The organism is Paraprevotella sp., assembly GCF_986071375.1.
In genome coordinates, this window is the sequence record NZ_CFQRNQ010000007.1 from 1 (window position 1) to 23,839 (window position 23,839).

Genomic DNA, 23,839 nt, shown 5'->3' on the forward strand with positions numbered 1-23,839 from the left:
GTGTTGTCTATGCGTCCGGTGAATTCTTCGCAAACCATACTGCAGAGTCATGGAGTCTATAGATATTTCCTAAATAAAGCATAAAGTCAAGTTCCCAAATATGCTATACTTTGTTTTCATTTATCGAGAATCTTATGAATATTGGATCTTCATTATCTTCATTCGGCTTTGATTTGACAATGTTCCATATGTCAGACTCTGGTGAGATATATCCAGGATAAACCAACGCATAAAAATACGTTTCGTCAGCCCCAATAATGACAACATCCAAGTTTTTGCCGAACACATACTTACCTGAGTTTTTGTTTATGAATGCATGATAATAAGTTTGTTCTGGCCCAACAAACAAAGCATAAAGCCATGACGACGTTTCGTAAACGTCTGTAATGCACTTAAAGTATGTAGGGTCATTGTCCACCACATTAAATTCTTCTAATGTTTGGGGCAGCACATTGCCAGGAAGTTGCTTGTTTCCCAAATCAAATTTGTACAATGTCGTAAGTTTGCCATCTGCATATTCATCAATATAAAACTCACCATAATCAGACACCACCCTACACCGGCCATCATACGTATAAAAACAATTTGTGACCAAATGAAACCTCTTGCTTTCCCTCAATCCTTCTTGCCCGGCAGGCGTGTCCAAAACTATGCTGAATTTGTTTCGGATGTCAGTGAAACAAAGAAAACTGTCCTTTCCTATTATAGCAAACCTATCATATTCGGTTGGTATTGACGAAAAAAAGTTAGTGCGTCCAATGAATTTTCCGTCCTGTAAGCGGTAGTTCAATATTCCTCTGTCGTCAAGCACTTTCAGCACAGAAGCTTGTTTGTCCACCTGCATATCTTTAATTTCAATATACTCGGATAAAGCACGCCCTCTCTCTCCTATCTTACAGACGAACTTACCATCAGCAGAAAAGCGGTATATGACTTTCGCCTTGTGATCCCAAAAGTACATATAGCCACTATCTACTATGCACTTATCACAATATGTGATAATGCAAGAGCTGTCATTACCTTGAAGTCTTACCTCTTCTTTTATTTGCAAAAAACTGTTCCAATCTTTGAAATCAGAATCTTCTATAGTAAACACCTTGGCATTGTCGTCTGCCGTATCCTTACCGCAAGAGAAAATTACCATAGCAATAAAAATCGCAATATACGCATACTTGCTCATTTTCATGTTTTTCTAAGTTAGCAATGAACTTTATTTCTTTCTTGTACGAATTACATCAAAAAGTCCGCTTGTAAGACTTCATTAAGTCCAACAAGCGAACCCCAAATGTCAACAGCAGTCAGAAGGATAGCACTCATCCGGGTCTCCTGACTTACAAGAACCCCATGCTTTATATTCACATGGGCGACTGCATTCGCCAAAAAATTTAGTGTATCCATCTACCGATTCACCACGAAACAACACCTCTACATTTTCCATGAAAAGAAGTGAGCCTTTTGCGCTATTAGAATAAACATTCCAACCATAGGCACCGATTGCAATCATACAAATTCCTGCAAACAAGGCAACAAAAAACAAAATCTTTTTCATAAAACAAAAAATTAACTTTGAATATTTAGGTCGTGAATATAGTGAAAAAATAAATATAATACTAACAAAGAAACAAAAACGATTCGGAACTTTGAACGTTCTTGACTCGCACTTTCTCACGCAAATTATTCAACAACAGATCTAATTCACCCAAGAAAGATCATTTGCGATATATAGTAAAAAAACTATTGCTGCCCGATAAAACTCACTTTTTATAAAAAAGTATCACCCAATTATTATACAAAATTCATTCTACGGAGAACGAAATTCCGTTCTCAGCCAAACGATTTTTCAATCTGCGCCAAATGATTTTCCGTTTGGCGCAGATTGATTTATAAACTACAAGCATTTGAATATCAAATATATAAAAACAACAAATATCCTTACAGATATTCATCTTCATAAAGCCTTTCCTGCTGATGATATCATGGAAAATACGGCCATACGGTTCGTAGACCGACCGCAACACTTCTCAATAAGACACGGAAACTTCCAATCCCTCTTGCCGGATGCGTCCGGCAATGCGGTCCAACTCTTCATGCGTGGCCTTACGTAACTCATGGTCGGGCGTTTCGCGGTCGATGGTGTAAATCATGACCTGCGATGGAGCTATTTTCTTCACGGCACGCAACCACGGTTCCACGAAACGGTCGGAAGTATTGTCCACGTCCACACCGTCCGACATGCCTTTCATGAACATCGTCTGTATGATGACTTTGCCTCGGAAATCTTTCAGGCGTTCCACCACCCGACCCACTTCATAACGCCCCGTAGGACGGTCTACCCGGCTAATGTAATCCCCGTCCACCGTATCCAGTTTCAGGATGTTGTTGTCCACCTTCCCCAAAGCCTCGAAAACCTCCGGCCTGAATATTTGGGTGGCATTGCTCAACACGCTGATTTTAGCTTTCGGGAAATACCGGTCGCGCAAGGCACGGGTGTCTTCTATGATTTCCGGAAAATGCGGATGCAGGGTGGGTTCCCCGTTTCCGGCAAACGTCAGCACATCCGGTACAGGGCCGTTCGCGGACATGTCCTTCAGCCTTTCTTCCAAGGCCACATGTACTTCCTCACGCGTGGGCAACGGCTTCCTGGGACGGAAATCCTTGTTGAACCCGCATTCGCAATACACACAATCGAACGTACACCACTTCCCGTCTTCCGGAAGCAGGTTGATGCCCAAAGAAACTCCCAACCGACGGCTGTGCACCGGCCCGAATATGGGAGAAGGATAAATGACTGTAGACATGGCTATATTCTAAAAAAACTACCTGCAAAGGTAACACAATCTTTTTTCAAAACTTGTAACGCAACAAGAAAGAAAGGTCGTTTTTCCATCGGCCGCCTATGCGTTGCAACCCCTCCCCTATCTCGTCCCGGTCGAAATATCCGGTAGCCCCGTATTTACACATCAGCATCCAATGTTTTGCCACGTTCCACCGGGCATTCACCGCCGCCCTCATTCCTTGTCCGTACATCGTCATGAAAGCAAAGGCATACAACAACGAAGGCTCATAGAAAGACATCGGCGCCTTGTAGTCCTCGCTGTCGAAATACACGCACGACCCGGCCACATTCAAGCGGTTTTTCCGGTCCTTCCATTTCAGGATGCTCCCTCCCATGTATCCTCCGACATGCCGTCCATACACGTCCCTCACCCTTGTATATCGTGCCACCCCGCGCCATTCCCAGACTTTTGAAGGCATGCACTGCGCCTGCACCTTCAATTTATGATACAGGTAAGGCTGCCCATAGCGTTCTTTCCGCTTCAGTTGGTAACGTCCGGACAATTCCCACTTCCGCGATACGACCCAATCGGCCTGAAACGTCCCTTCCACCCCTTCGGAAGCATGAGGTATCCCAAACTTCACCCACGGAAAATAAAAATAATCCACATAAGCGGACAACTTCAACTCGTTCAGCGGGGCTGCCTCCACTCCCATATAAAATCCGCTTTCGTTCCTGACCGCCCCACCTTCGGAAAAGCTGTTGGCACGCAATCCCACATACTGGTAAGCGAACAACCGCTGCAAAGCTACCACACTGTACCGGTGGTTGAAACGGTAAATGGCTTTGTTCAGCGTGGCCCAACCGCCATATACGTTGCTGAACGCCGTCTCGCCGGAAAACGAAAACCTGTCACGATGCCAACGGTAGTGCAGACTGGCATTCAGGAAATCCTTACCCTCCGGATAATATTGCCGGTAAAGTTCCGTGCCTTTTGAGAAAGAACGACTGAAATGTTGGTAAAACGCAGTCGCACCCAAAGAAAAATATTCCGTATTCCAAGTCACGTCTGCCCCGGCAGACTGCTCCATGACATTATGCTTTTTGGACAGTTCCAACAAAGTACGGTGCAAACCATCGGTCTTCAACGAAGAAACCGTCCCGTCCTTCCTTAAAGTGGCATCTGTAGGCAAATAGGAATAGAAAGCCGACACGTCCACTTTCCCGAAACGGAAAGTAACGGCCATTCCCCTGAAAAAGGAAGTTTCGGACGTAGAAGAGAATTTCTTGATGGACGGTCTCGTGTCGCCCATATTAAACAAAGTGGATTTCCCTAAAGAAAAATCACTGTTCACCACCAAACCTTCACCGAACCCCACCCGGTAGTCTCCCAATGCCAATGCCTTGAGTTTTCCACAATCTTTCAACAGGAAATGGAACGAATAGGCATCGTAAGCCATATTGCCATAACTGCCGAACGGTTCTCCTGCGTCCTTCTCCGCCGTGAATCCCCAAAACAGCCTGTTCCTGTACTGATAAGTGTAGCGTATGTTATGGTACAACGAATTACCAAGATATACCTTATTGGGGTTTTTCAACAATACTTCATCTTCCGGTATTTGATATCCATCACGTTTATACAGAGGCACATCCAACCGGCTCGTCACCTCATGCCGCCCTCCTTTCAACAAGGTTTTCAACCGTAACTTTTCTTTTTCCTCCACAGGATTTTCCACGTAGACGAACAAAGCAAGGAACTGACGGGTCTGGTAGTCCAGTTCCTCTATCAACATCAATTCTCCCAACGATTGCATCGGGCCGTAACGGTACACGTATGCCAAGATTTCCTCTATCTCGTCCGCATCCAGAAAAGGCAACTGTTCCAAATCGTCTTTCGTAGCCGTGTTCAGGTTGAAAGGATGCTCATGCAATCCCGCCAACTCTTCCAAAAGCGGACTCATGTCTTCCCCGTCGTCATACTCATCCACAGAAATCTTCTCTACAAATTCTTCCCAGGAATAATGCTGTGCAATGACTTTATCCACAGGATATATTTGTAGTACACAATACATTAACATGTTTATCCACAAGCGTTGTAGATAAATGCAAGTAAAGTGTTTTTCTGCCATGCTTCAAATATAAGCAACTATTTCCGGTATGACAAATTATCCCCTACAAATAATCACTGCATTAGAATCCGCATTCACCACGTGACAAAGGCTTTACCTCACTACAAACTTCTTTCCATCTCTTATATATATGCCTTTAGGTAAATTATCCGTTCCATTTATCCGGATGCCGGATAAGCCATACACTATTCCATCTGCCTTTGAGGCTTTGGAGTCCATAGAAAACACAGGAACTGCATCGGGCGAATAATCGTCATTGTTGGTCAAATACATGTCGGCCACATCAATAACTCCACTTTGTCCGGCATACAGGGCGACAATCATGACACGGGAAACGTCCACCGGTTCGCCTTGAAGTTCTCCACTCGTATAAGTGATGTCATGAAGGGGAACGGCCACCAAGACCTCCCCTCCCACAGGGTATTGGCAACAATCAGACCAGATATTGTTCTCTGTATAAAGCATAATGCAAGCCCCTACTTTTTGGACTTTATCCAATTTCAATACCAAGTACTTGTAACCGCTCATATCCAATCCATAGGTATACTTCCATCCCATCTGCCCATTCTCGCCCGGAAAAAACGCCCTCACGGCCTCGCGGTACGTGCCGTTCCCGAACAATGCAGTTTCAATGAATTCTTCACCGAAAGGAAAACAGGTGGAATTGAGGGTGAATGACAGACTGGACATTTTTCCCGCCGCGTCTGTATAGGTTGCCTTCACTCCCGTACGTCCTTGCGAAAAGCCACGTACCTCCCCGTCCTTGATGTCTGCCACTTCAGTATTTTCTATTTCATACTCGGCCATATAAGACACATCCTCCGTATGCCCGTCTTCAAAAGCAGCCATCAATTCCAATTTCTGCCCTTTCCCTATTTGTACTTCCAAGTCCTTGTCCGGCATATCTATATTTGTCACGGGCATGTCCGGCATGTCCAACGGAATGCCATACACTTTATTTAAGACCACCCTGGCATAATGCCGTCCCATTTCACGGTAACCTTCAGAGGTAAAATGAAGCCCGTCACTCGCCCCTTCACAGCCTTCCGATGAAACGACGTGCGCGTTTACCAACCACGGCAGCATGCCAACATATTCATTGTGCCCCGCGCAAACTCCTCCTTCTGCCCCACTCAGCATTTCCCCCGCAAACAGAGGCACCTCTTCTTCTTTAAGGTCCAAATCACAAAGCAAATCCCTGTAGATTTTCTCCACTTTCTCCGGCCAGTCCGCTTGCCCATTGTTGCTTTCCCCCTGATGCAACAAAATGCCTTTGATAATGCCGTGCTCCTTGGCTTTCTTGCCGAATTCCACTAATTTCGCATAAGGATTCCCACCATATAACCCCATCAAATATTTCTGCCATTCATCGGCCTGTTCATAATATTTTTCATAACTAGCCTTGTCAAAACAATCTATACCGGCTCCTCCTATGGCCACCATCACGACACCTACCTTACAAGATTCCGGCAAATTATCCACCATAGTGCGGCCGAAATAATCCGCCACACTCAATTTGGCCCCATAACGGCACAACGGAGGAACAGCCGTGTACCAATCTCCTGGCGTACGTCCCATTTTAAGATCCTCGTCACAGACACTCATGACCCGGAAACGTTTGTCCACATCTTCCGTGTCGACACTTTCTATATCCGCATTCCCCTCCATATTAGATTGCCCGAAACACAAATAAATATGGAAAGCGGAATCCACGGCTTGCCCCTTGTCTCCCTCCAATCCATTCTCCTTATATTGGATACTTACGTCCCCTGTCGCCCGCAAATCAGCTGAATAACTTCTAAAACCACCTAAAAATACCATCAAAAGGATGTAAAAAACAGTTTTTTTCATCTTTAATAAGTTTATTGGTAAGATGAAGGCAAAGGTATGGAAAAACAGTATTTGAAAATCCACACAATGTTACAGATACTTTATACCATGTCATACAACTATTGCAAATACTACAAAAAATGAACTATTCTTTGTAAAATACACGCGATGAAAGTATTTAATTTATATTTTTGCAACGGATATGGGAATATACAGGCTTATCATATTAATCTTATTAGGTGCCTTTACTTTACAAGTGAAAGCGCAAGAAGAATTTATTCCTGTAGATGGGGAACCGAGAATAAAAGTAGTGTTTTACAAGAAAGCACAAAAGGAATTTTATCAAGGCGACTCCATCACCGTGATCATCATGCCCGAACTTCCGGTATATCCCCCACTGAAGTTTAAGAACAAAAGGGAAATCATACGATATAACAAATTGGTTTATAACGTGAAAAAAACACTTCCCATTGCCAAAATGGTTAACCAGACCATCTCCGAGACATACGAATATCTGGAAAAACTACCTACTAAAAAAGAAAAAGACGCTCACATCCGAGCTGTAGAGAAAGGCATAAAAAAGCAATATACCCCACAAATGAAGAAGCTGACTTATTCACAGGGGAAACTGCTCATCAAGTTAGTGGACCGCGAATGCAACCAAAGTTCCTTCGAAATAGTGAAAGCCTTTTTCGGTCCTTTCAAAGCCGGATTTTATCAGGCGTTTGCTAGCATATTCGGAGCTAGCCTGAAAAAAGACTATGACCCTGAAGCTGATGACCGGCTGACGGAACGGGTGGTTAGGATGGTAGAAGCCGGTACGTTATGACATCATACCTTTATATGTTCACAACTTCATCTTACGGGCAAACTCCCATACCAGTATTCCGGCTGTAACGGAAACATTCAAAGAATGTTTCGTCCCGAACTGGGGTATTTCTATACACCCGTCGCATTGGTCAACAACTTCTTGTTGCACGCCTTTCACTTCATTTCCTAATATGATAGCATACTTTTTTGCCTTATCCGGCCGGAAATCCTGCAACATGACACTGCCTTCCACTTGTTCCACAGCCCAAACTTCGTAGCCTTCTGCCTTAAGATGTTCCACGGCATCTTGCGTACGCTCATAATATACCCAATCCACGGAATCTTCTGCCCCCAATGCCGTCTTATGGATTTCCACCTGTGGCGGAGTGGCCGTGATTCCGCACAGATACACGGATTCTACCCTAAAAGCATCGGACGAACGGAATACGGAACCTACATTATATAAGCTTCTTACATGGTCCAGTACCACAATCAAAGGAAGTTTTTCAGCCGTCTTGAATTCTTCGGCAGAGATTCTATTCAGTTCCGTTATTTTAAGTTTTCTCATTGCTTTCAACATATTTGTTCACAAAGATAATAAAACCCATAAAAACTACTTGATAACTCGTTCACAAATCGTAAACAGATTATTGAAAAGAAACTTTGGATTTAGAAAATCAACCGTGTTACAGGAATATTTCAAACCACCAAATAAATTAGTAAAAGATAGAAATGAACTTTAAACCGTATTTTCATCAGATTTATGCAGCCTTTTTCCATTAAAGTTTTTAACTTTGTAGGTTATGAACAACTCGTTAAAAACGATAAAGAACATACGATAATGCATTCAGTTTAAAGAATAAGAGTCCCAAGGCACGTGTTGAAAAGTGACACATTACTCGATACTCCGCTTTGATAACTTAAAAAACAAGTTTCAGGCTTCTTTTTTATCGACACTATCAACAGCCTATTATCATTTACATTAGATTTTTTCAAAAAATAGAAATAAGAATTAATAATATATATATGGTTAAGAAAGAATGGATAGACAAGGGGTTCGTGGATGAACCCATAGCAAAGGAGCTTGATTTGAAAAGTGAAATCAGGGAACTTTGCCGGAAGAAGAATGCCGTCATCATGGCGCATTACTATACGGAAGGAATCATCCAGGATTTGGCTGACTTCGTGGGAGACAGTTTGGCACTGGCTCAAAAGGCTGCCAAGACCGAAGCGGATATCATCGTCATGTGCGGTGTGCATTTCATGGGAGAGACCAATAAGATTCTCTGTCCCGGCAAAAAGGTCTTGGTTCCGGATTTGAATGCCACCTGTTCGCTAGCCGAAAGTTGTCCGGCAGATGAATTCTCGCGGTTTGTCTCGGCACATCCCGGCCATACGGTCATATCGTACGTCAATACCACGGCTGCCACCAAGGCGGTGACGGATGTGGTGGTCACTTCGAGCAACGCCCGTCAGATTGTGGAAAGTTTCCCTTCGGACGAAAAGATCATTTTCGGTCCGGACCGTAACCTCGGCAACTATATCAATTCCGTTACCGGACGTAATATGTTACTTTGGGACGGAGCTTGCCACGTGCATGAGAAATTCTCCGTGGAGAAGATATTGGAATTGAAAGAGTCCCATCCCGAGGCCAAGGTGTTGGCTCATCCGGAATGTAAGGGAGCAGTGTTGAAACTGGCGGATGTGGTAGGTTCTACCGCAGCATTGCTGAAATATGCCATCCGCCATGAAGGAAAGGAATTCATCGTGGCCACGGAAAGCGGCATACTGCACGAAATGCAGAAGGCTTGTCCGGAGAAAACGTTCATTCCGGCTCCTCCGGACGACAGTACGTGTGCCTGCAATGAATGCAATTACATGAGGTTGATTACGTTGGAAAAGCTCTATAATACCTTGAAATATGAGTGGCCGGAAATCGTAGTGGATGCGGAGGTGGCGGAAAAGGCTGTCAAACCGATTCACAGAATGTTGGAAATCTCCGAGAAGTTAGGATTGTAATGAAGCGTTTGAAGACTTTTACTGATGAACGTGGTAGCCTTACCGTGGCTGAGACCGGAAAGGATTTGCCTTTTGAAGTGAAGCGGGTATACTGGATTTATGGTGTACCCGAAGGACATGAACGTGGCAAGCATGCCAACCGTATTACCTACCAGTACTTAGTGGCCGTGAAAGGGTGCGTGACAATCGCCTTGGAAGACAAGGACGGACGGCGGACGTATGTGCTCGACGCACCGGACAAGGGGCTTCTCATCCCGCCGCTCACGTGGAACGAGTTGCTGCATTTCTCAGAAGACGCCGTGTTGTTGGTCTTGTCTTCCCAACCTTACCGGCCTGAAATGTATATAAACTCTTACGAAGAGTTCCTGCGTATCATTCATGAATAGGATAGGTGGTGTGGAGATGGAAACCGGATGGGAAATAAAGCGGTATAGCGATGACTGTAAGGAAGAATGGGACGGTTTCGTACGGGAGTCCCGCAACGGGACTTTCCTTTTCATGCGCGGTTATATGGATTATCATGCCGACCGTTTCGCGGACTTCTCCCTTATGGCTTACAGGGACGGACGGCTGCATGCTTTGCTACCCGCACACTGTACGGCGACGGAGTTTTGCAGTCATCGTGGACTGACGTATGGCGGAGTGGTGACGGATGAAAAGATGACGGCTGCGCTCATGTTGGGGTTGTTTGGGGAAATCTTTCGCTATTTACGGACGTATACATCGGTAGTCAAGTGGATTTATTCGCCCGTACCTTATATATATGCCCGTTATCCCAGTGAAGAGGATTTGTATGCATTGTACCGCTTTGGGGCACGCCTATCAGGCCGTAAAGTTTCCACGGTCATTCCCTCTGCCGCAGCGTGGGGATTCAGTACGCTTCGGAAACGTAAAGTGAGGTGTGCTTTGCGTGAAGGATTGTCCATCAGGCAGGATGACGATTTTACGTCTTTTTGGGCGGTATTGGAAGGGAATCTGATGGAACGCCACCAGTCGCGTCCCGTGCATACCTTGGAAGAAATCATGTTGTTGCATCGTCGGTTTCCGCAACAGATATTGCTGTACAGGGTTTGCCGTGCGGCGGAGCGTACAGTGGCCGGTTGCGTGTTGTACGTGACGGAAAGGGTGGTTCATGTACAATATATTGGTTCCACTCCCGAAGGAAGGGCGTACGGAGCCGTGGATTTGTTGTTCCACCATTTGATTCACGAGACATACAAGGATGTTCCTTGCTTTGACATGGGGACTTCCGTAGAGGAAGGCGGCCGTGTGTTGAATGAGGGGCTGATATTCCAAAAAGAGGGTTTCGGCGGCCGGGCTGTCGTGTATGATACGTACGAGATGGAGGTATGAAAAGTCGTGTAATTTTGTGCGGCAAACGATTTTTCAATCTCCTGTGAATGATTTTCAGATCTGCTGAGAATGATTTTACGATGTGCCGAGGGCTTTATGAACTCCTCTCCTAATAGGTTTTTTGCTTGAAAAAGGCTTCACCCATTCATACTGTTTGGATGACAAGCGGTTAAGGTGAACTTTGTGGGGTGGAAGGGTTCACCGTGCCTTCACCGGCTTTCACCGGAAATGCAGTGCCTGAATGATATAAAAAGTGTTAAGCATTCACTTTAACCGTTTGTCATATAGGGAGTATGAAGGTTCCGTGAATGATAAAATCCTTGTGGTTCCAGAAGTGGTAGAGGTTTGTAAGTAGGGAAATAAAAAGCTTGAAAAATTTCCCTGAAAGAAAAATAGTTGTAATTTAGCTTCCTGAAAAGTTTGAAGTAAAGTAATGGTAAAATATTTGGATTTAAAGAAAATCAATGATTCTTTCGAACTGGAATTGTCGGAAGCTGTAGCACGGGTAGTGCGTTCCGGATGGTATCTGTTCGGGAAAGAGGTGGAGACTTTCGAGCAGCGGTTTGCCCGTTATTGCGGGGTCGGGTATTGCGTGGGGGCAGGGAACGGACTGGATGCCCTTACGCTTATCTTCATGGCTTACGTCAGCATGGGGCGGATGAAGGCGGGAGACGAAGTCATCGTGCCGGCAAATACCTACATAGCTTCCATATTGGCGGTCATGCGTGCCGGTTTGAGACCCGTACTTTGCGAACCTGAATGGGATACTTGCAACATAGACCCCGGGAAAGTGGAAAATTTGATTTCTGAGCGCACAAAAGCGGTCATGGTGGTGCATCTCTATGGCAGGGTGTGCCGGATGGATGAGATAAGCCGTACGGCCCGTAAAAACGGTTTGTTGGTGGTAGAGGACTGTGCGCAGGCTCATGGAGCGGTGTATCGAGGTGTGAAAGCCGGTGCTTTGGGGGATGCCGCAGGATTCAGTTTCTATCCTGGCAAGAATCTGGGAGCTTTAGGAGATGCCGGGGCTGTCACGACCGGTGATAAGGATTTGGCTGAGCGGGTACGCATGTTGGCCAATTACGGTTCTTCAGCCAAATATGTGCATCCATACGTGGGTATCAACAGCCGTCTGGACGAGTTGCAGGCGGCGGTTTTGAATGTGAAGCTCGGACGGTTGGACGAAGACAACGAACGCCGTCGCCGGGTGGCTTGCAGATATATGAAGGAAATAAAGAATCCGAAAGTGGTTTTGCCACAAATGGCAACCGAAGCAGATGCGCATGTATTCCATATTTTTACGATATTCACTCCTGGACGTGACAGACTACGTGAGCATTTGGAGCATTGTGGCGTGCAGTCTCTGGTACACTACCCTATCCCCCCCCATCGGCAAGGTGCATTGTCAGCGTACGCTTCGCTGTCATTGCCGGTGACGGAGCGTATTCATCGTGAGGAATTGAGCCTGCCGATGTCCCCTTTATTGACAGACGAGGAAATCAATTCGGTGGTAACCGCCGTAAATACTTTTAATGGATAAAAGTGACGCGGTTTACGATGGCTTTTTTCCCTTCTGCATTGGTGGAGATGATGTTATAGACTCCTGAAGAGACTCTCTTTCCGCTTTGGTTCCGTCCGTCCCAAGTGAACAGACCACCATTGGCATGGCCGGAATATACCAACTGTCCTGTGACGGTAGTGATTTTGACTTCAGCATTGAAGGTCAGCCCGTCTACTGCGATGACTCCGTTGTAGTCCGGTTTTACGGGATTGGGATACACACGCACGTTGCTTTTATCCAATTCTGCGGCAGGCGTGTTGGCATCACTCATATACGATACAAGCCCTAAAAAGGTACCTATCATGACTTCTCCTGTTTGCGGATTGACAGCTATGCTCTGTATTTCATCAGATATGAGCGGAGAGTTTTCCGTAGTGAAATGTTGTAATATTTTCTGCCCGTCTTCGCTTATCAGGTAAACACCGTCTGCACCCGTTCCAATCCATTTCCTGTTGGCTGCGTCAATGGCTATGCTGCTGATATTAACTCCATTGAGCAAGTAGTCGGCATAGTCTGTCCCGTCGTTACGGGCGATTTTGATTTGAGTGAACCTGAAGTCGTCGTTTTGGATAAATTCATCCGGGTCTTCTATGACGAAGAGTCCCTCGTTTGTGCCCACCCATATTTGCTTGTTGAGGTCTTGGGCAAAGCTGTTGAAATAGTAGGGATCATATTGTACTCCGTCCTGGTTGGTGATATCTTTTCTTATTATATGTATATCGTCCGATGTGTCTTCCAAAGTTCCGTGGTAATCCAATACGAAAACGCCAGCTTTATTGGTGGAATTCCTTTTGGAGAGAACCCATAGCCTTCCTTTGTCATCGAAAAACATAGCAGGAAGGTTGGGGGCTTTTTTAAGCTCTTCATAATACAGTTTTGTCCAAGTATTGTCTTTTTTCAATATGGTCAAGATGGTGTCTACCTCACTGTTTACCATCCAAAGGTTACCTTCTGTATCGTATTGCAGGGCATCGCAGCGTACGTAATCTTGTGGGCGGGGGCTGTCAGGCAAAATAGTTTGCAGTGGACTGTTGGTATAATCATATCTCTTGATGAATTTGAAATCCTTGAACTCATACAATCCGTGTCCCGCCGAGCTTACATAGTGGTGCGTGGGGTCGGAAGGATCTTGTGCAATACTGCTTGTATTGGTGTATTTCACATTGGTTTGTTTGATTATACCGTCTTCATTAAAGTTATACCATGTTCCGTTTTCGTAATACATAACCGTGCCTTCTCTGTCTATGCCGTTATAATTCAAGTCCCCTCCTGCGATGAGCAAACGATTGCCATTATAGTGCATGTTGCAAAAATAGTCGCGTATGGGGCTGTTAGGTTGGATGGCAGATTGTGTGGCAGAGAGTGCCTTGCCTGAAAGGACATAAGGCTGCAAGCCTTTTATGCCTTGGCTTGCCCAATATGTATCGTTGCTATAAACTAAATAATTGAATAAATTGTCTTGTTTGACTTCCTGTTTGTCTGTGATGTTGTTGAACAGATAGATACTGGAAGAGTTTCCGGTGAGCATGACGTCTTCAGAGCAAGAAAAAAAAGAGTTTGCTCCTTTTGTCAGAGCTGTGGTTGTATAGTGTTGTTGGTCAACGATGAACAACCCTGTAGTCTTGTTGAATCCGATTAGCTCATCTTTGAAGAATGTTAGTTCGTGGAAAAAATTACCGCTGATATGTTTCCAATTGTTCTTGTCCAACAAATTGAGTTTCAGATTGCCAATGTGGAAACCGTTTTCTGAACAACAAAGGTAGATGTAATGTGCATCTGCCGTACAACTATGTACGTTCAATTTTAAATCGTATGTAGCTTCGAACTCTTCTTTATCCATATTCACCACGACTATTCCGAAGTTCGTGCATATATATGCTTTTTCGTTTACTACGGAAACATTGTTGATGACGAGGTTGGGATAGTTTTTGTCTTTTAACTGTTTCATGTTGACCACCTCGTTGTCCGGATAGATTAGGTCAATGTTTCCGTTTTCATATACAAGAATAAGCTTTTGGCTTGCACTGCTATATCTTATGAATTGTATTTTGGTGTCGTGCAACCCGTTAAGTCTGTCGAACACGTAGACTTCCGTATCTTCGGTGTTGTAACTGAAAAGATTTCCATTACAAAGAGAATATATTTTATGGCCTACCGGTATATTATAAGTAGATATTTGCAATGCCGGATAAGCTTTCCACGAACCGATAGCCTGTCCGAACGAAATGGCCGTACAACCTATAAAGACGATAAGCCATAAAATGTATTTCTTCATAAAATCCGATTTTTAAGTTTAAGATTCTTTTGTAAGATAATCACAGAGGGCAGCTACTGCACGTGCGCGGTGGCTGATGCGGTTCTTGATGTCGCTACCCAGTTCGGCGAATGTGGTATCATAACCGTCGGGTTGAAAGATAGGATCGTAGCCGAATCCGGATTCTCCGCGTTTCTCTTTGGTAATTTGTCCTTTCACGATTCCCTCGAACTGCCTTTCTTCTCCTTTTTCTATTAACGAGATAATGGTGCGAAATTGTGCTTTTCTATTATTTTTTTCTTCCATTTCTTTCAGGAGTTTGTTCATGTTGGCTTGCGAATCATGTCCTTGTCCGTCGGCATAACGTGCGGAATACACACCCGGTGCTCCTCCAAGGCTTTCTACTTCCAGTCCGGTATCGTCGGCAAAACAATCTAACCCGTAATGTTCGTATACGTACCGTGACTTTTGTCGGGCATTGCCTTCAAGAGTGTCAGCTGTTTCAGGGATGTCGGCATGGCAGTGAATGTCGGCGAGACTTAATATTTCGATGCTATTACCTAAGATGGCCCTTATTTCTTTCAATTTATGGGCGTTGTTTGTAGCAAAAACTAATTTCTTTTTCATTTTATCTTACTTTTATTTTATCGAATCCTTCACCATAAACGCCTACCACATTGCTTTGCGAAACGAAGGCTCTGGGGTCGATACGGTGAATGAGACGGAATATTTCTATGCCTTCCCTTCGTTTGGCCATAACGACCAGTACCTTCCTCGGCTCTTTGCTGTACCATCCTTCGCCGTTAAGAATGGTGACTCCTCGGTCAAGTTGTTTACAAATGGCTTCGGCTATTTCTTCATGTTTATTGGAAAAAATAAGGAACTGTACGGATTGCCGTGCACTATTCATATAATAATCCAACATAATCATGGAAATGATGAGTACGCAAAATCCGAATACGACTTTTTGCGATTCGTGAAACACAAAGTAGCTGGAAGATACGATGGCAATATCGCAAAACATTAATGCGCGTCCTAAACTGATGTCGCGGTATTTGTTGACAATGGCAGCTATGATATCAGTTCCTCCTGTACTACCGTTACTTAAAAAGACAATGGCAAGCCCTACTCCTTCGCAGCATGCTCCAAGCACACAGGCCATAAAAGTCTGGTCGCCTAAAATCGTAGGAAGTTGTCCGCTTTCGTCAGACAAAAGTTTTTGGAAAAGGTCAAATTCAAATGTCAGGGCTAATGTACCTACAATCGTTTTTAAACAGAAACGGAAGCCTAATATTTTGATGGCAGCGATAAGTAAGGCTGCGTTAACCAAGAAATAAGTATATTGTACAGGAAAACCTGTGGCGTAATATATGATAGCGGATACACCGGATAATCCACCGGTTGTAATTTGGTAAGGTAAGATAAAAGCGGTGAATCCTAACGCGTAAATAGTAAGTCCTATAAAAAGACTAATGTAATCTTTGGTTTCTTGCCAAATATCTTCTTTTGAGTATTTCATATTTATTGAATACAAAGATTTTTATATAGGAGACTACTTGACAAACAAGTAGTCTCCTAAAAGGTTTGACACTATTTTAATACTATATTTACGATACGTTTCGGTACGATAATGACCTTAACTATTTGCTTACCTTCTGTATATTTTTGGGTTTGTTCGTCGTTCAGTACCGTCTTTTCAATGGAAGCATTGTCTGCATCTGCAGGGAAATCCAATGTGAAACGAGTTTTTCCGTTGAAGGAAATGCTCAGTTTCATGCTGTCTTCTGTCAGGTACTCTTCCTTCCATTCAGGCCATAGGGCATCGCATACGCTCTTTGCCTCTCCCAAGGCGTGCCACAATTCTTCTGCGATATGCGGAGCAAAGGGAGCCATAAGGGTGACCAACGTACGAAGAATGCCCAGGTTATGGCATTTTTGTTGGGAAAGTTCATTCACGCAAATCATGAATGCACTGATAGAAGTGTTATAAGAGAAGGCTTCGATGTCCGCCGTGACTTTTTTGATAAGCTTATGCAGCGATTTCAATGACTCCTTGTCGGCTTCTCCTTCCGTGGGCAGGAAATTACCTGTCCGGTCGTAGAACAAGGCCCAGAACTTTTTCAGGAAACGATGACAACCGTCGATGCCGTTGGTATCCCAAGGTTTGCTTTGTTCCACTGGCCCGAGGAACATTTCATACAGGCGGAGCGTGTCGGCTCCGAACTTCTCTACTATCATATCCGGATTGACCACATTGAACATACTCTTGCTCATTTTTTCAATGGCCCATCCGCAGATGTATTTGCCGTCTTCCAGGATAAATTCCGCATCGTGATACTCCGGCCGCCAGTTACGGAAAGCTTCGATGTCTAGCACGTCGCCCGATACGATATTGACATCCACATGCAGGGGCGTAGTATCGTATTGGTCTTTCAGGTTTAGCGAAACGAACGTGTTGGTATCCTTGATACGATACACAAAGTTACTCCGTCCCTGTATCATTCCTTGGTTAATGAGCTTTTGGAACGGTTCTTCTTTGCAACTGTAACCCAAGTCATGCAGGAATTTGTTCCAAAAACGACTGTAAATCAGATGGCCGGTAGCGTGTTCCGTACCGCCTACGTATAGGTCTACGTTTTGCCAGTAAGCATCCACGTCCTTGTCTACCAGTGCATGGTCGTTTTTCGGGTCCATGTATCGGAGATAATAGGCAGAACTGCCTGCAAATCCCGGCATGGTGTTCAATTCCAACGGGAAAACCGTTTGGTGGTCGATGTGTGAGTTTTCCGTCACGCAACGGTTTACGGTATCCCATGCCCATTTCGTGGCATGTCCCAATGGCGGTTCCCCGCTTTCCGTGGGGAGGAATTTGCTGACTTCCGGTAATTCCAACGGCAGGCAATCTTCGGGAATCATGTAAGGCATGTTGCCTTTGTAATATACCGGGAAGGGTTCGCCCCAGTAGCGTTGGCGGCTGAAAATGGCATCGCGCAAGCGGTAGTTAACCTTTACCCTACCCAATCCATGCGTTTTGACATACTCTTTTGTGGCTGCAATGGCTTCCTTGATGGTCAATCCGTTGAGCGAGAAATCAATATAGGGAGTCACTCCGGTGCGTGGCGAATTGGTTACGATTCCTTCTTTGGCATCGAAGCTTTCCTCACTCACGTCACAGCCTTCCACCAACGGGATGATAGGCAAGTTGAAATGTTTGGCAAAGGCATAGTCACGGCTGTCGTGCGCCGGTACGGCCATGATGGCTCCCGTCCCGTATCCGGCCAACACATAATCACTTATCCAGATAGGGATGTTTTCGCCCGTGAAAGGGTTGATGGCGTACGAACCCGAGAACACACCGGTTACGCGGCGGTCGGAGATACGTTCACGTTCCGTACGTTTTTTGGTGGCATCAAGATAAGCTTCCACTTCCGTCTTCTGCCCTTCGGTGGTAACTTCCGGTACCCATTCGCTTTCGGGAGCCAATACCATAAACGTGACACCGAACATGGTGTCGGCCCGTGTGGTAAAGATTGTGAATTCCTTATCGCTGTCTTTTATTTTAAATTGCACTTCCGTGCCTTCAGAGCGTCCTATCCAGTTGCGTTGTGTCTCTTTCAATGAATCCGTCCAATCCACCGTATCCAACCCATCCAATAAGCGTTGGGCGTATGCACTGACACGCAGGCACCATTGGCGCATCTTTTTCTGAACGACGGGATAACCTCCGCGTTCGCTCACGCCGTCCACTACCTCGTCGTTGGCCAACACCGTACCGAGTTTCGGACACCAGTTCACCATCGTTTCGCCCAAATAGGCGATGCGGTAATTCATGAGCGTCTCCTGCCGTTTCTTTTCGTCCATGGCTTTCCATTCTTCGGCAGTGAACCGCAGTTCCTCGCTACAAGCCACGTTCAAGCTTTCCGTACCCTTTTTATCAAATGCCTTTATCAGTTCTTCAATAGGGCGTGCTTGCTGCCTGTCATTGCAATAATAACTGTCGAACATCTTTTGGAAAGCCCATTGCGTCCAGTGGTAATAGGCCGGGTCACAAGTACGTACTTCCCTATCCCAGTCGAAGCAGAAACCAATCTTGTCCAACTGTTCACGGTAGCGGTTGATATTGGCTGCCGTGGTAACGGCCGGGTGTTGCCCGGTCTGTATGGCATATTGCTCGGCCGGAAGTCCGTAAGCATCGTATCCCATGGGATTCAATACGTTGAATCCTTGCAAGCGTTTGTAACGTGCGTAAATATCCGAAGCGATGTAACCTAACGGATGTCCTACATGAAGCCCTGCACCACTGGGGTAAGGAAACATGTTGAGCACGTAGAACTTCTCTTTGCTATTGTTTTCCACAACTTTGTAAGTCTGGTGCTCCACCCAATATTTCTGCCATTTCGGCTCTATTTCCCTAAAATTGTATTCCATCTTATATATTGATATTTTTATTTTAATCTGTTTATAGAATGATGTCGTTTATCCACGCGCCGGTGATTTCCACAATATACATTTTATGGTAACCGCCTTGTTTGCCGTACCATCTTCCGTTGAGCGATGGGTCGAGGAAAGCTTCGGGAGCCAAGTTGCCGGCATACAACTTCCTGCCGGCCAAAGCAAGCCGTGCCTGTTCAAAAGTTACGCATTTGCCTTCTTCAAGGGGATATGGCGTAAGTCCGCTTTCGAGTGTCTTGTCTATATCCCGTCCGGATTTTGAACCGCACAAGTTATATACTTCACGCGCCTTGGGTGATTTCCCAAAGAAAGAGAGCGTCATGAAGTCGTTGTTTTCCGTAAACTCAAAAGTATAGCGTTCGGGACGAATGAATACGAAAGCTACAGGTTTGTTCCATAACCACCCTACTCCGCCCCATGATGCGGTCATCATGTTATATCGGTTGGCATCGCCGGCACAGACCAACATCCATTCTTTGCTGATCGTTTCGAAAAAATTCTCCGTAAGTTCTGAGACTTCTACCTTTTTCATCTCTTTTCTTTTTATAATAAGGTACAAAGATAGTGAAAGGCGAGTGCAGAGACAAATGAAAACGCAGTTTTCTGATTTGTCTTTGCCGAGCCGCCTCCTATTTTCGTGGAAACAAATATACGGATTTTACATGTCGCAGCGAATTTTTTCAGGATATTCCTTGACGTAAATCAAGAAAAAGAGGCATAATGGGAATATTACGTCCGAAAGCATGCGGCTTTCAGGAATATCGCGTAACTTTGCATTGTCTTAAAACAAGAGACGATATTGAAAGCATCGTGAGATGTAGATAGGTTAGGTATTAGATTGAGGTAAAAAAGATTGTTACAGTATAATGTTGAGCATAGGACTGCGTGAGGCAGTGGTTTAATAGGAAAAGCAAACGAATAGTTCGTTGAGTGTTTATGAGAAAAATTTTGAGAGATTAAAGATTTGTTTGTCGGGGCTTTCCTCTTGTGATTTGAGGGTTGTCCCGTTTTTCGTATCTTGTAGAAAAACAGAATAATCCATTTCAAATCAAAAAAAATAATCGTATTTTTGTGGTTCATTCTAAAAAGTTAGCGATTATGGCAAAAGAAGGGTTGACCCCGATGATGAAGCAATTTTATGATTTGAAAGCAAAACACCCCGATGCGATTATGTTGTTCCGCTGTGGGGATTTCTATGAAACTTATTGTGAAGATGCCGTCGTTGCTTCTGAAATATTGGGTATTACCTTGACAAAACGTAGTAATGGCGGAAGGAATGGAGAGCCTGTGGAAATGGCCGGATTTCCTTACCATGCTTTGGATACGTATTTGCCTAAACTCATCCGGGCAGGGCGGCGTGTGGCCATTTGCGACCAGTTGGAAGACCCTAAGCTGACCAAGACATTGGTGAAGCGTGGAATTACGGAATTGGTGACTCCCGGAGTTTCAATGAATGACAATGTATTGAGTTACAAGGAAAACAATTTCCTTGCCGCTGTGCATTTCAATAAGAATGTTTGTGGCGTAGCCTTTTTGGATATCAGCACGGGAGAGTTTCTCACGGCAGAGGGTACGGCTGAATATGTAGACAAACTCTTGGGGAATTTTTCGCCGAAAGAAGTGCTTTTCGAGCGGGGAAAACGGAATCTGTTTGAGGGTAATTTCGGAACAAAGTTTTTTACGTTCGAGTTGGATGACTGGGTCTTTTCCGAACGTTCGGCCACGGAAAAGCTGCTGAAGCATTTCGAAGTGAAAAATCTGAAAGGCTTCGGCATCGACCATTTGAAATGCGGCATCGTGGCATCGGGTGTTATCCTGCAATATTTAGAGATGACCCAACACAGCCAGATCGGGCATATCACGTCCATTTCGCGCATCGAAGAGGAGCGTTACGTCCGTTTGGATAAATTCACCGTGCGCAATCTGGAATTGTTGAATTCCATGGTAGACGGTGGTAATTCGCTGTTGGGCGTGATAGACCGTACGATTACCCCGATGGGTGCCCGCTTGATGCGCCGTTGGATATTGTTTCCGTTGAAAGACGAGAAGCCGGTCAACGAGCGTTTGGATGTGGTGGATTACTTTTTCCGCGAACCGGAGTTTAAGGAACTGGTTAGCGACCAGTTGCATCTGATGGGCGATTTGGAACGCATCATTTCCAAAGTTTCCGTAGGACGGGTGTCGCCACGCGATGTGGTGCAACTGAAAGTGGCCTTACAAGCCATCGAACCGATTAAGATAGCTTGCGAGCATGCTTCGGACGAGACTTTGAAGAGGATAGGGGAACAGTTGAACCTCTGTGCTTCCATCCGCGACCGCATAGCCCGCGAAATACAGAACGACCCGCCTTTGTTGGTCAACAAGGGGGGAGTGATAGCCGAAGGAGTAGACCGTGAATTGGACGAGCTTCGCCATATCGCCTTTGAAGGTAAGGATTATCTGCTGAAGATACAGCAAAGAGAAACGGAACTCACCGGAATCCCGAGCCTGAAGATTTCTTATAACAATGTCTTCGGGTATTATCTGGAAGTGCGGAATACCCATAAGAACAAAGTGCCTGCCGATTGGATACGCAAGCAGACGTTGGTGAATGCCGAGCGTTACATTACCCAGGAACTTAAGGAATACGAAGAAAAGATTATGGGCGCACAGGATAAAATCTTTGTGCTCGAAACGAAGTTGTATAATGAACTGGTGTTGGCCTTGGCCGAATTCACGCCGGCCATCCAGATTAATGCCAATTTGTTGGCACGGTTGGACTGCCTGCTGTCTTTTGCCCAAGTGGCACAAGACAACCGTTATATCCGTCCGGTGATTCAAGATGACGATGTGTTGGACATCAAGCAAGGGCGTCATCCGGTGATTGAAAAGGAGTTGCCGGTAGGGGAGCAATATATTGCCAACGATGTCTATCTGGACACGGAGAAACAACAAATCATTATCATTACGGGTCCGAATATGGCCGGTAAGTCAGCTCTGTTGCGCCAGACGGCCTTGATTACGCTTATGGCCCAGATAGGTTGCTTCGTTCCGGCCGAATCTGCCCATATCGGATTGGTGGACAAGATATTCACCCGCGTGGGGGCAAGCGACAATATTTCCATGGGCGAGAGTACGTTCATGGTGGAAATGAACGAGGCGGCCAATATCCTGAATAACATATCCTCGCGTAGCTTGGTGCTTTTCGACGAATTGGGGCGTGGCACGTCCACGTACGACGGTATCAGCATCGCGTGGGCTATCGTGGAATACATCCATGAAAATAAAAAAGGGAAGGCAAGGACACTCTTCGCCACGCATTACCACGAGCTGAACGAGATGGAGAAGTTGTATCCCCGCGTGAAGAACTATAACGTGTCGGTGCGCGAAGTGGATCAGAAAGTCATCTTTCTGCGTAAGTTGGAACGGGGTGGAAGCGAGCACTCCTTCGGTATCCACGTGGCCAAGTTGGCAGGCATGCCGAAGAGCATCGTGTCGCGGGCGAATACCATATTGAAGGAACTGGAATCTGCCAACAGCAAGGATGTGATGAAAAACAGCCGTGGGGCAAAGCAGGTCATGCAGGCGGACAACGGTGTGCAGCTTAGCTTCTTCCAACTGGACGACCCGGTGCTGTGTCAAATCCGGGACGAGATATTGCATCTCGACATCAATAACCTGACGCCTGTGGAGGCTCTGAACAAATTGAATGACATTAAACGTATCGTAACAGGAAAATAGGACAATGGAAAAGAAAACTGTATTGATAACCGGCGCTTCCTCGGGAATAGGAGAGGGATGCGCCCGCAAGTTCGCCATGAACGGGCATCGGTTGGTTCTGAACGGCCGTAACGTGGAGAAACTGAATGCCGTGAAGGCGGAATTGGAGGAGAAGTATGGGGCCGAAGTATGGCTGTTGCCGTTCGATGTGCGCGACCGTGCCGCTGCCCGTGCTGCCTTGGATTCTCTTCCCGAAGAGTGGAAGGCCATAGACGTGTTGGTGAACAACGCCGGTCTGGTCATCGGGGTGGATAAGGAACACGAAGGAAGCCTCAATGAGTGGGACGTGGTGATAGACACCGACGTGAAAGCCCTTTTGGCCATGACGCGCCTCGTGGTGCCCGGCATGGTGGAGCGGGGCAGGGGGCACGTCATCAACATGGGGTCCATTGCCGGAGACTATGCTTATCCCGGCGGGAGCGTGTACTGTGCCTGCAAGGCGGCGGTGAAGGCCCTGTCGGACGGTTTGCGTATAGATTTGGTGGATACTCCCGTACGTGTGACGAACGTCAAGCCCGGATTGGTGGAGACGAACTTCTCCGTGGTGCGTTTCCGTGGCGATAAGGCTGCGGCCGACAACGTGTATGAAGGGCTTCGTCCGCTCACGGGCGACGATGTGGCCGAGGTGGTTTACTTCGCCGCTTCCTTGCCCGAGCATATCCAGATAGCCGAAGTGTTGGTCATGCCCACCAACCAGGCCACGGGCACGATAGCTTACCGCAAGAAATAAGGTGATAAAGTACCGTTCGTTAGCCTTTCTCGGTTTGTACATTCCGGACGCAATCATATAAGATATCGCCGTATACTTCCTTTTTTGGGGGTATGCGGCGTTTTTTTTATTATCTGAGTATTGATATATCTGTCACTTTTCCGTATTTTGATAGCTGTATGTTATT

Annotated in this window: 18 protein-coding genes; 7 read left to right on the plus strand and 11 right to left on the minus strand. The window is 45.6% G+C overall.

All coding sequences use genetic code 11. The annotated features are described in order from the left end of the window. Positions 1–103: 103 nt before the first annotated feature. The 5 genes from AC5RDV_RS05195 to AC5RDV_RS05215 all read right to left on the minus strand — a co-directional run bounded on the left by AC5RDV_RS05195 (position 104) and on the right by AC5RDV_RS05215 (position 6,756). The gene (locus tag AC5RDV_RS05195) at positions 104–1,186 is read right to left on the minus strand and encodes a DUF4934 domain-containing protein (RefSeq protein WP_282747760.1); all 1,083 of its coding nucleotides are present in this window, start codon (positions 1,184–1,186) and stop codon (positions 104–106) included. A 102-nt stretch (positions 1,187–1,288) separates the two neighbouring features. Continuing rightward, the gene (locus tag AC5RDV_RS05200; protein WP_282747759.1) at positions 1,289–1,549 is read right to left on the minus strand and encodes a hypothetical protein; all 261 of its coding nucleotides are present in this window, start codon (positions 1,547–1,549) and stop codon (positions 1,289–1,291) included. A gap of 472 nt (positions 1,550–2,021) precedes the next feature. Further along, complete coding sequence (locus tag AC5RDV_RS05205) at positions 2,022–2,798, minus strand: radical SAM protein (RefSeq protein WP_130893794.1); 777 nt, start codon at positions 2,796–2,798, stop codon at positions 2,022–2,024. A gap of 46 nt (positions 2,799–2,844) precedes the next feature. After that, a complete protein-coding gene (locus tag AC5RDV_RS05210; protein WP_282747758.1) occupies positions 2,845–4,821 on the minus strand; it encodes a helix-hairpin-helix domain-containing protein in 1,977 nt (658 codons plus the stop codon). Between the two features lie 177 nt (positions 4,822–4,998). Beyond that, the gene (locus tag AC5RDV_RS05215; RefSeq protein WP_282747757.1) at positions 4,999–6,756 is read right to left on the minus strand and encodes a sialate O-acetylesterase; all 1,758 of its coding nucleotides are present in this window, start codon (positions 6,754–6,756) and stop codon (positions 4,999–5,001) included. Between the two features lie 181 nt (positions 6,757–6,937). Between AC5RDV_RS05215 and AC5RDV_RS05220 the strand changes: the two genes are divergently transcribed. After that, on the plus strand, positions 6,938–7,564 hold the full coding sequence (locus AC5RDV_RS05220) for a DUF4294 domain-containing protein (protein ID WP_008628035.1): 627 nt from the start codon (positions 6,938–6,940) through the stop codon (positions 7,562–7,564). An 18-nt stretch (positions 7,565–7,582) separates the two neighbouring features. Here the strand turns inward: AC5RDV_RS05220 and AC5RDV_RS05225 are convergent, their stop codons facing one another. Beyond that, entirely contained in the window at positions 7,583–8,113 is a 531-nt protein-coding gene (locus AC5RDV_RS05225) for an RNA methyltransferase (RefSeq protein ID WP_040602922.1), read from the minus strand. Positions 8,114–8,571: 458 nt separating this feature from the next. On the opposite strand from AC5RDV_RS05225, the gene nadA reads away from it, so the two are divergent. The 4 genes from nadA (at position 8,572) to AC5RDV_RS05245 (ending at position 12,457) form a co-directional block, all read left to right on the plus strand. Next, positions 8,572–9,564 (plus strand): quinolinate synthase NadA, encoded by a 993-nt coding sequence (gene nadA, locus AC5RDV_RS05230; RefSeq protein WP_008628038.1) that lies wholly within the window; start codon positions 8,572–8,574, stop codon positions 9,562–9,564. Next, a complete protein-coding gene (locus AC5RDV_RS05235; RefSeq protein ID WP_276787547.1) occupies positions 9,564–9,950 on the plus strand; it encodes a sugar 3,4-ketoisomerase in 387 nt (128 codons plus the stop codon). The genes nadA and AC5RDV_RS05235 overlap by 1 nt, the downstream gene beginning before the upstream one ends. Next, positions 9,943–10,917 carry a GNAT family N-acetyltransferase gene (locus AC5RDV_RS05240; RefSeq protein WP_282747756.1) on the plus strand — a complete coding sequence of 325 codons (975 nt, stop codon included), beginning with the start codon at positions 9,943–9,945 and terminating at the stop codon, positions 10,915–10,917. The genes AC5RDV_RS05235 and AC5RDV_RS05240 overlap by 8 nt, the downstream gene beginning before the upstream one ends. A gap of 433 nt (positions 10,918–11,350) precedes the next feature. Then, positions 11,351–12,457, plus strand: coding sequence for a DegT/DnrJ/EryC1/StrS family aminotransferase (locus AC5RDV_RS05245; RefSeq protein WP_282747755.1), 1,107 nt, complete (start codon positions 11,351–11,353; stop codon positions 12,455–12,457). Here the strand turns inward: AC5RDV_RS05245 and porZ are convergent. The 5 genes from porZ to AC5RDV_RS05270 form a co-directional block, all read right to left on the minus strand. Further along, positions 12,447–14,753 carry a type IX secretion system anionic LPS delivery protein PorZ gene (gene porZ / locus AC5RDV_RS05250; RefSeq protein ID WP_282747754.1) on the minus strand — a complete coding sequence of 769 codons (2,307 nt, stop codon included), beginning with the start codon at positions 14,751–14,753 and terminating at the stop codon, positions 12,447–12,449. The genes AC5RDV_RS05245 and porZ overlap by 11 nt on opposite strands. Positions 14,754–14,771: 18 nt before the next feature. Then, positions 14,772–15,359 (minus strand): non-canonical purine NTP diphosphatase, encoded by a 588-nt coding sequence (locus AC5RDV_RS05255; protein WP_130893800.1) that lies wholly within the window; start codon positions 15,357–15,359, stop codon positions 14,772–14,774. A gap of 1 nt (position 15,360) precedes the next feature. Beyond that, complete coding sequence (locus AC5RDV_RS05260; RefSeq protein WP_008628050.1) at positions 15,361–16,251, minus strand: YitT family protein; 891 nt, start codon at positions 16,249–16,251, stop codon at positions 15,361–15,363. 71 nt (positions 16,252–16,322) lie between these two features. Continuing rightward, positions 16,323–19,160 (minus strand): leucine--tRNA ligase, encoded by a 2,838-nt coding sequence (gene leuS, locus AC5RDV_RS05265; protein ID WP_282747753.1) that lies wholly within the window; start codon positions 19,158–19,160, stop codon positions 16,323–16,325. Between the two features lie 31 nt (positions 19,161–19,191). Further along, positions 19,192–19,716, minus strand: coding sequence for a flavin reductase family protein (locus tag AC5RDV_RS05270; protein WP_008628054.1), 525 nt, complete (start codon positions 19,714–19,716; stop codon positions 19,192–19,194). A 566-nt stretch (positions 19,717–20,282) separates the two neighbouring features. Between AC5RDV_RS05270 and mutS the strand changes: the two genes are divergently transcribed. Further along, the gene (mutS, locus tag AC5RDV_RS05275; protein WP_282747752.1) at positions 20,283–22,904 is read left to right on the plus strand and encodes a DNA mismatch repair protein MutS; all 2,622 of its coding nucleotides are present in this window, start codon (positions 20,283–20,285) and stop codon (positions 22,902–22,904) included. A 4-nt stretch (positions 22,905–22,908) separates the two neighbouring features. Further along, positions 22,909–23,673 (plus strand): SDR family oxidoreductase, encoded by a 765-nt coding sequence (locus AC5RDV_RS05280; protein WP_008628058.1) that lies wholly within the window; start codon positions 22,909–22,911, stop codon positions 23,671–23,673. Positions 23,674–23,839: the final 166 nt, after the last annotated feature.

Coding starts and splice junctions, on each gene's coding strand:
- nadA (WP_008628038.1), top strand. CDS start 8,572: ATGGTTAAGAAAGAATGGATAGACAAGGGGTTCGTGGATGAACCCATA.
- AC5RDV_RS05220 (WP_008628035.1), top strand. CDS start 6,938: ATGGGAATATACAGGCTTATCATATTAATCTTATTAGGTGCCTTTACT.
- AC5RDV_RS05200 (WP_282747759.1), bottom strand. CDS start 1,549: ATGAAAAAGATTTTGTTTTTTGTTGCCTTGTTTGCAGGAATTTGTATG.
- AC5RDV_RS05255 (WP_130893800.1), bottom strand. CDS start 15,359: ATGAAAAAGAAATTAGTTTTTGCTACAAACAACGCCCATAAATTGAAA.
- AC5RDV_RS05225 (WP_040602922.1), bottom strand. CDS start 8,113: ATGAGAAAACTTAAAATAACGGAACTGAATAGAATCTCTGCCGAAGAA.
- AC5RDV_RS05280 (WP_008628058.1), top strand. CDS start 22,909: ATGGAAAAGAAAACTGTATTGATAACCGGCGCTTCCTCGGGAATAGGA.
- porZ (WP_282747754.1), bottom strand. CDS start 14,753: ATGAAGAAATACATTTTATGGCTTATCGTCTTTATAGGTTGTACGGCC.
- AC5RDV_RS05235 (WP_276787547.1), top strand. CDS start 9,564: ATGAAGCGTTTGAAGACTTTTACTGATGAACGTGGTAGCCTTACCGTG.
- AC5RDV_RS05270 (WP_008628054.1), bottom strand. CDS start 19,716: ATGAAAAAGGTAGAAGTCTCAGAACTTACGGAGAATTTTTTCGAAACG.
- AC5RDV_RS05195 (WP_282747760.1), bottom strand. CDS start 1,186: ATGAAAATGAGCAAGTATGCGTATATTGCGATTTTTATTGCTATGGTA.
- AC5RDV_RS05245 (WP_282747755.1), top strand. CDS start 11,351: ATGGTAAAATATTTGGATTTAAAGAAAATCAATGATTCTTTCGAACTG.
- AC5RDV_RS05205 (WP_130893794.1), bottom strand. CDS start 2,798: ATGTCTACAGTCATTTATCCTTCTCCCATATTCGGGCCGGTGCACAGC.
- AC5RDV_RS05260 (WP_008628050.1), bottom strand. CDS start 16,251: ATGAAATACTCAAAAGAAGATATTTGGCAAGAAACCAAAGATTACATT.
- mutS (WP_282747752.1), top strand. CDS start 20,283: ATGGCAAAAGAAGGGTTGACCCCGATGATGAAGCAATTTTATGATTTG.
- leuS (WP_282747753.1), bottom strand. CDS start 19,160: ATGGAATACAATTTTAGGGAAATAGAGCCGAAATGGCAGAAATATTGG.
- AC5RDV_RS05240 (WP_282747756.1), top strand. CDS start 9,943: ATGAATAGGATAGGTGGTGTGGAGATGGAAACCGGATGGGAAATAAAG.
- AC5RDV_RS05215 (WP_282747757.1), bottom strand. CDS start 6,756: ATGAAAAAAACTGTTTTTTACATCCTTTTGATGGTATTTTTAGGTGGT.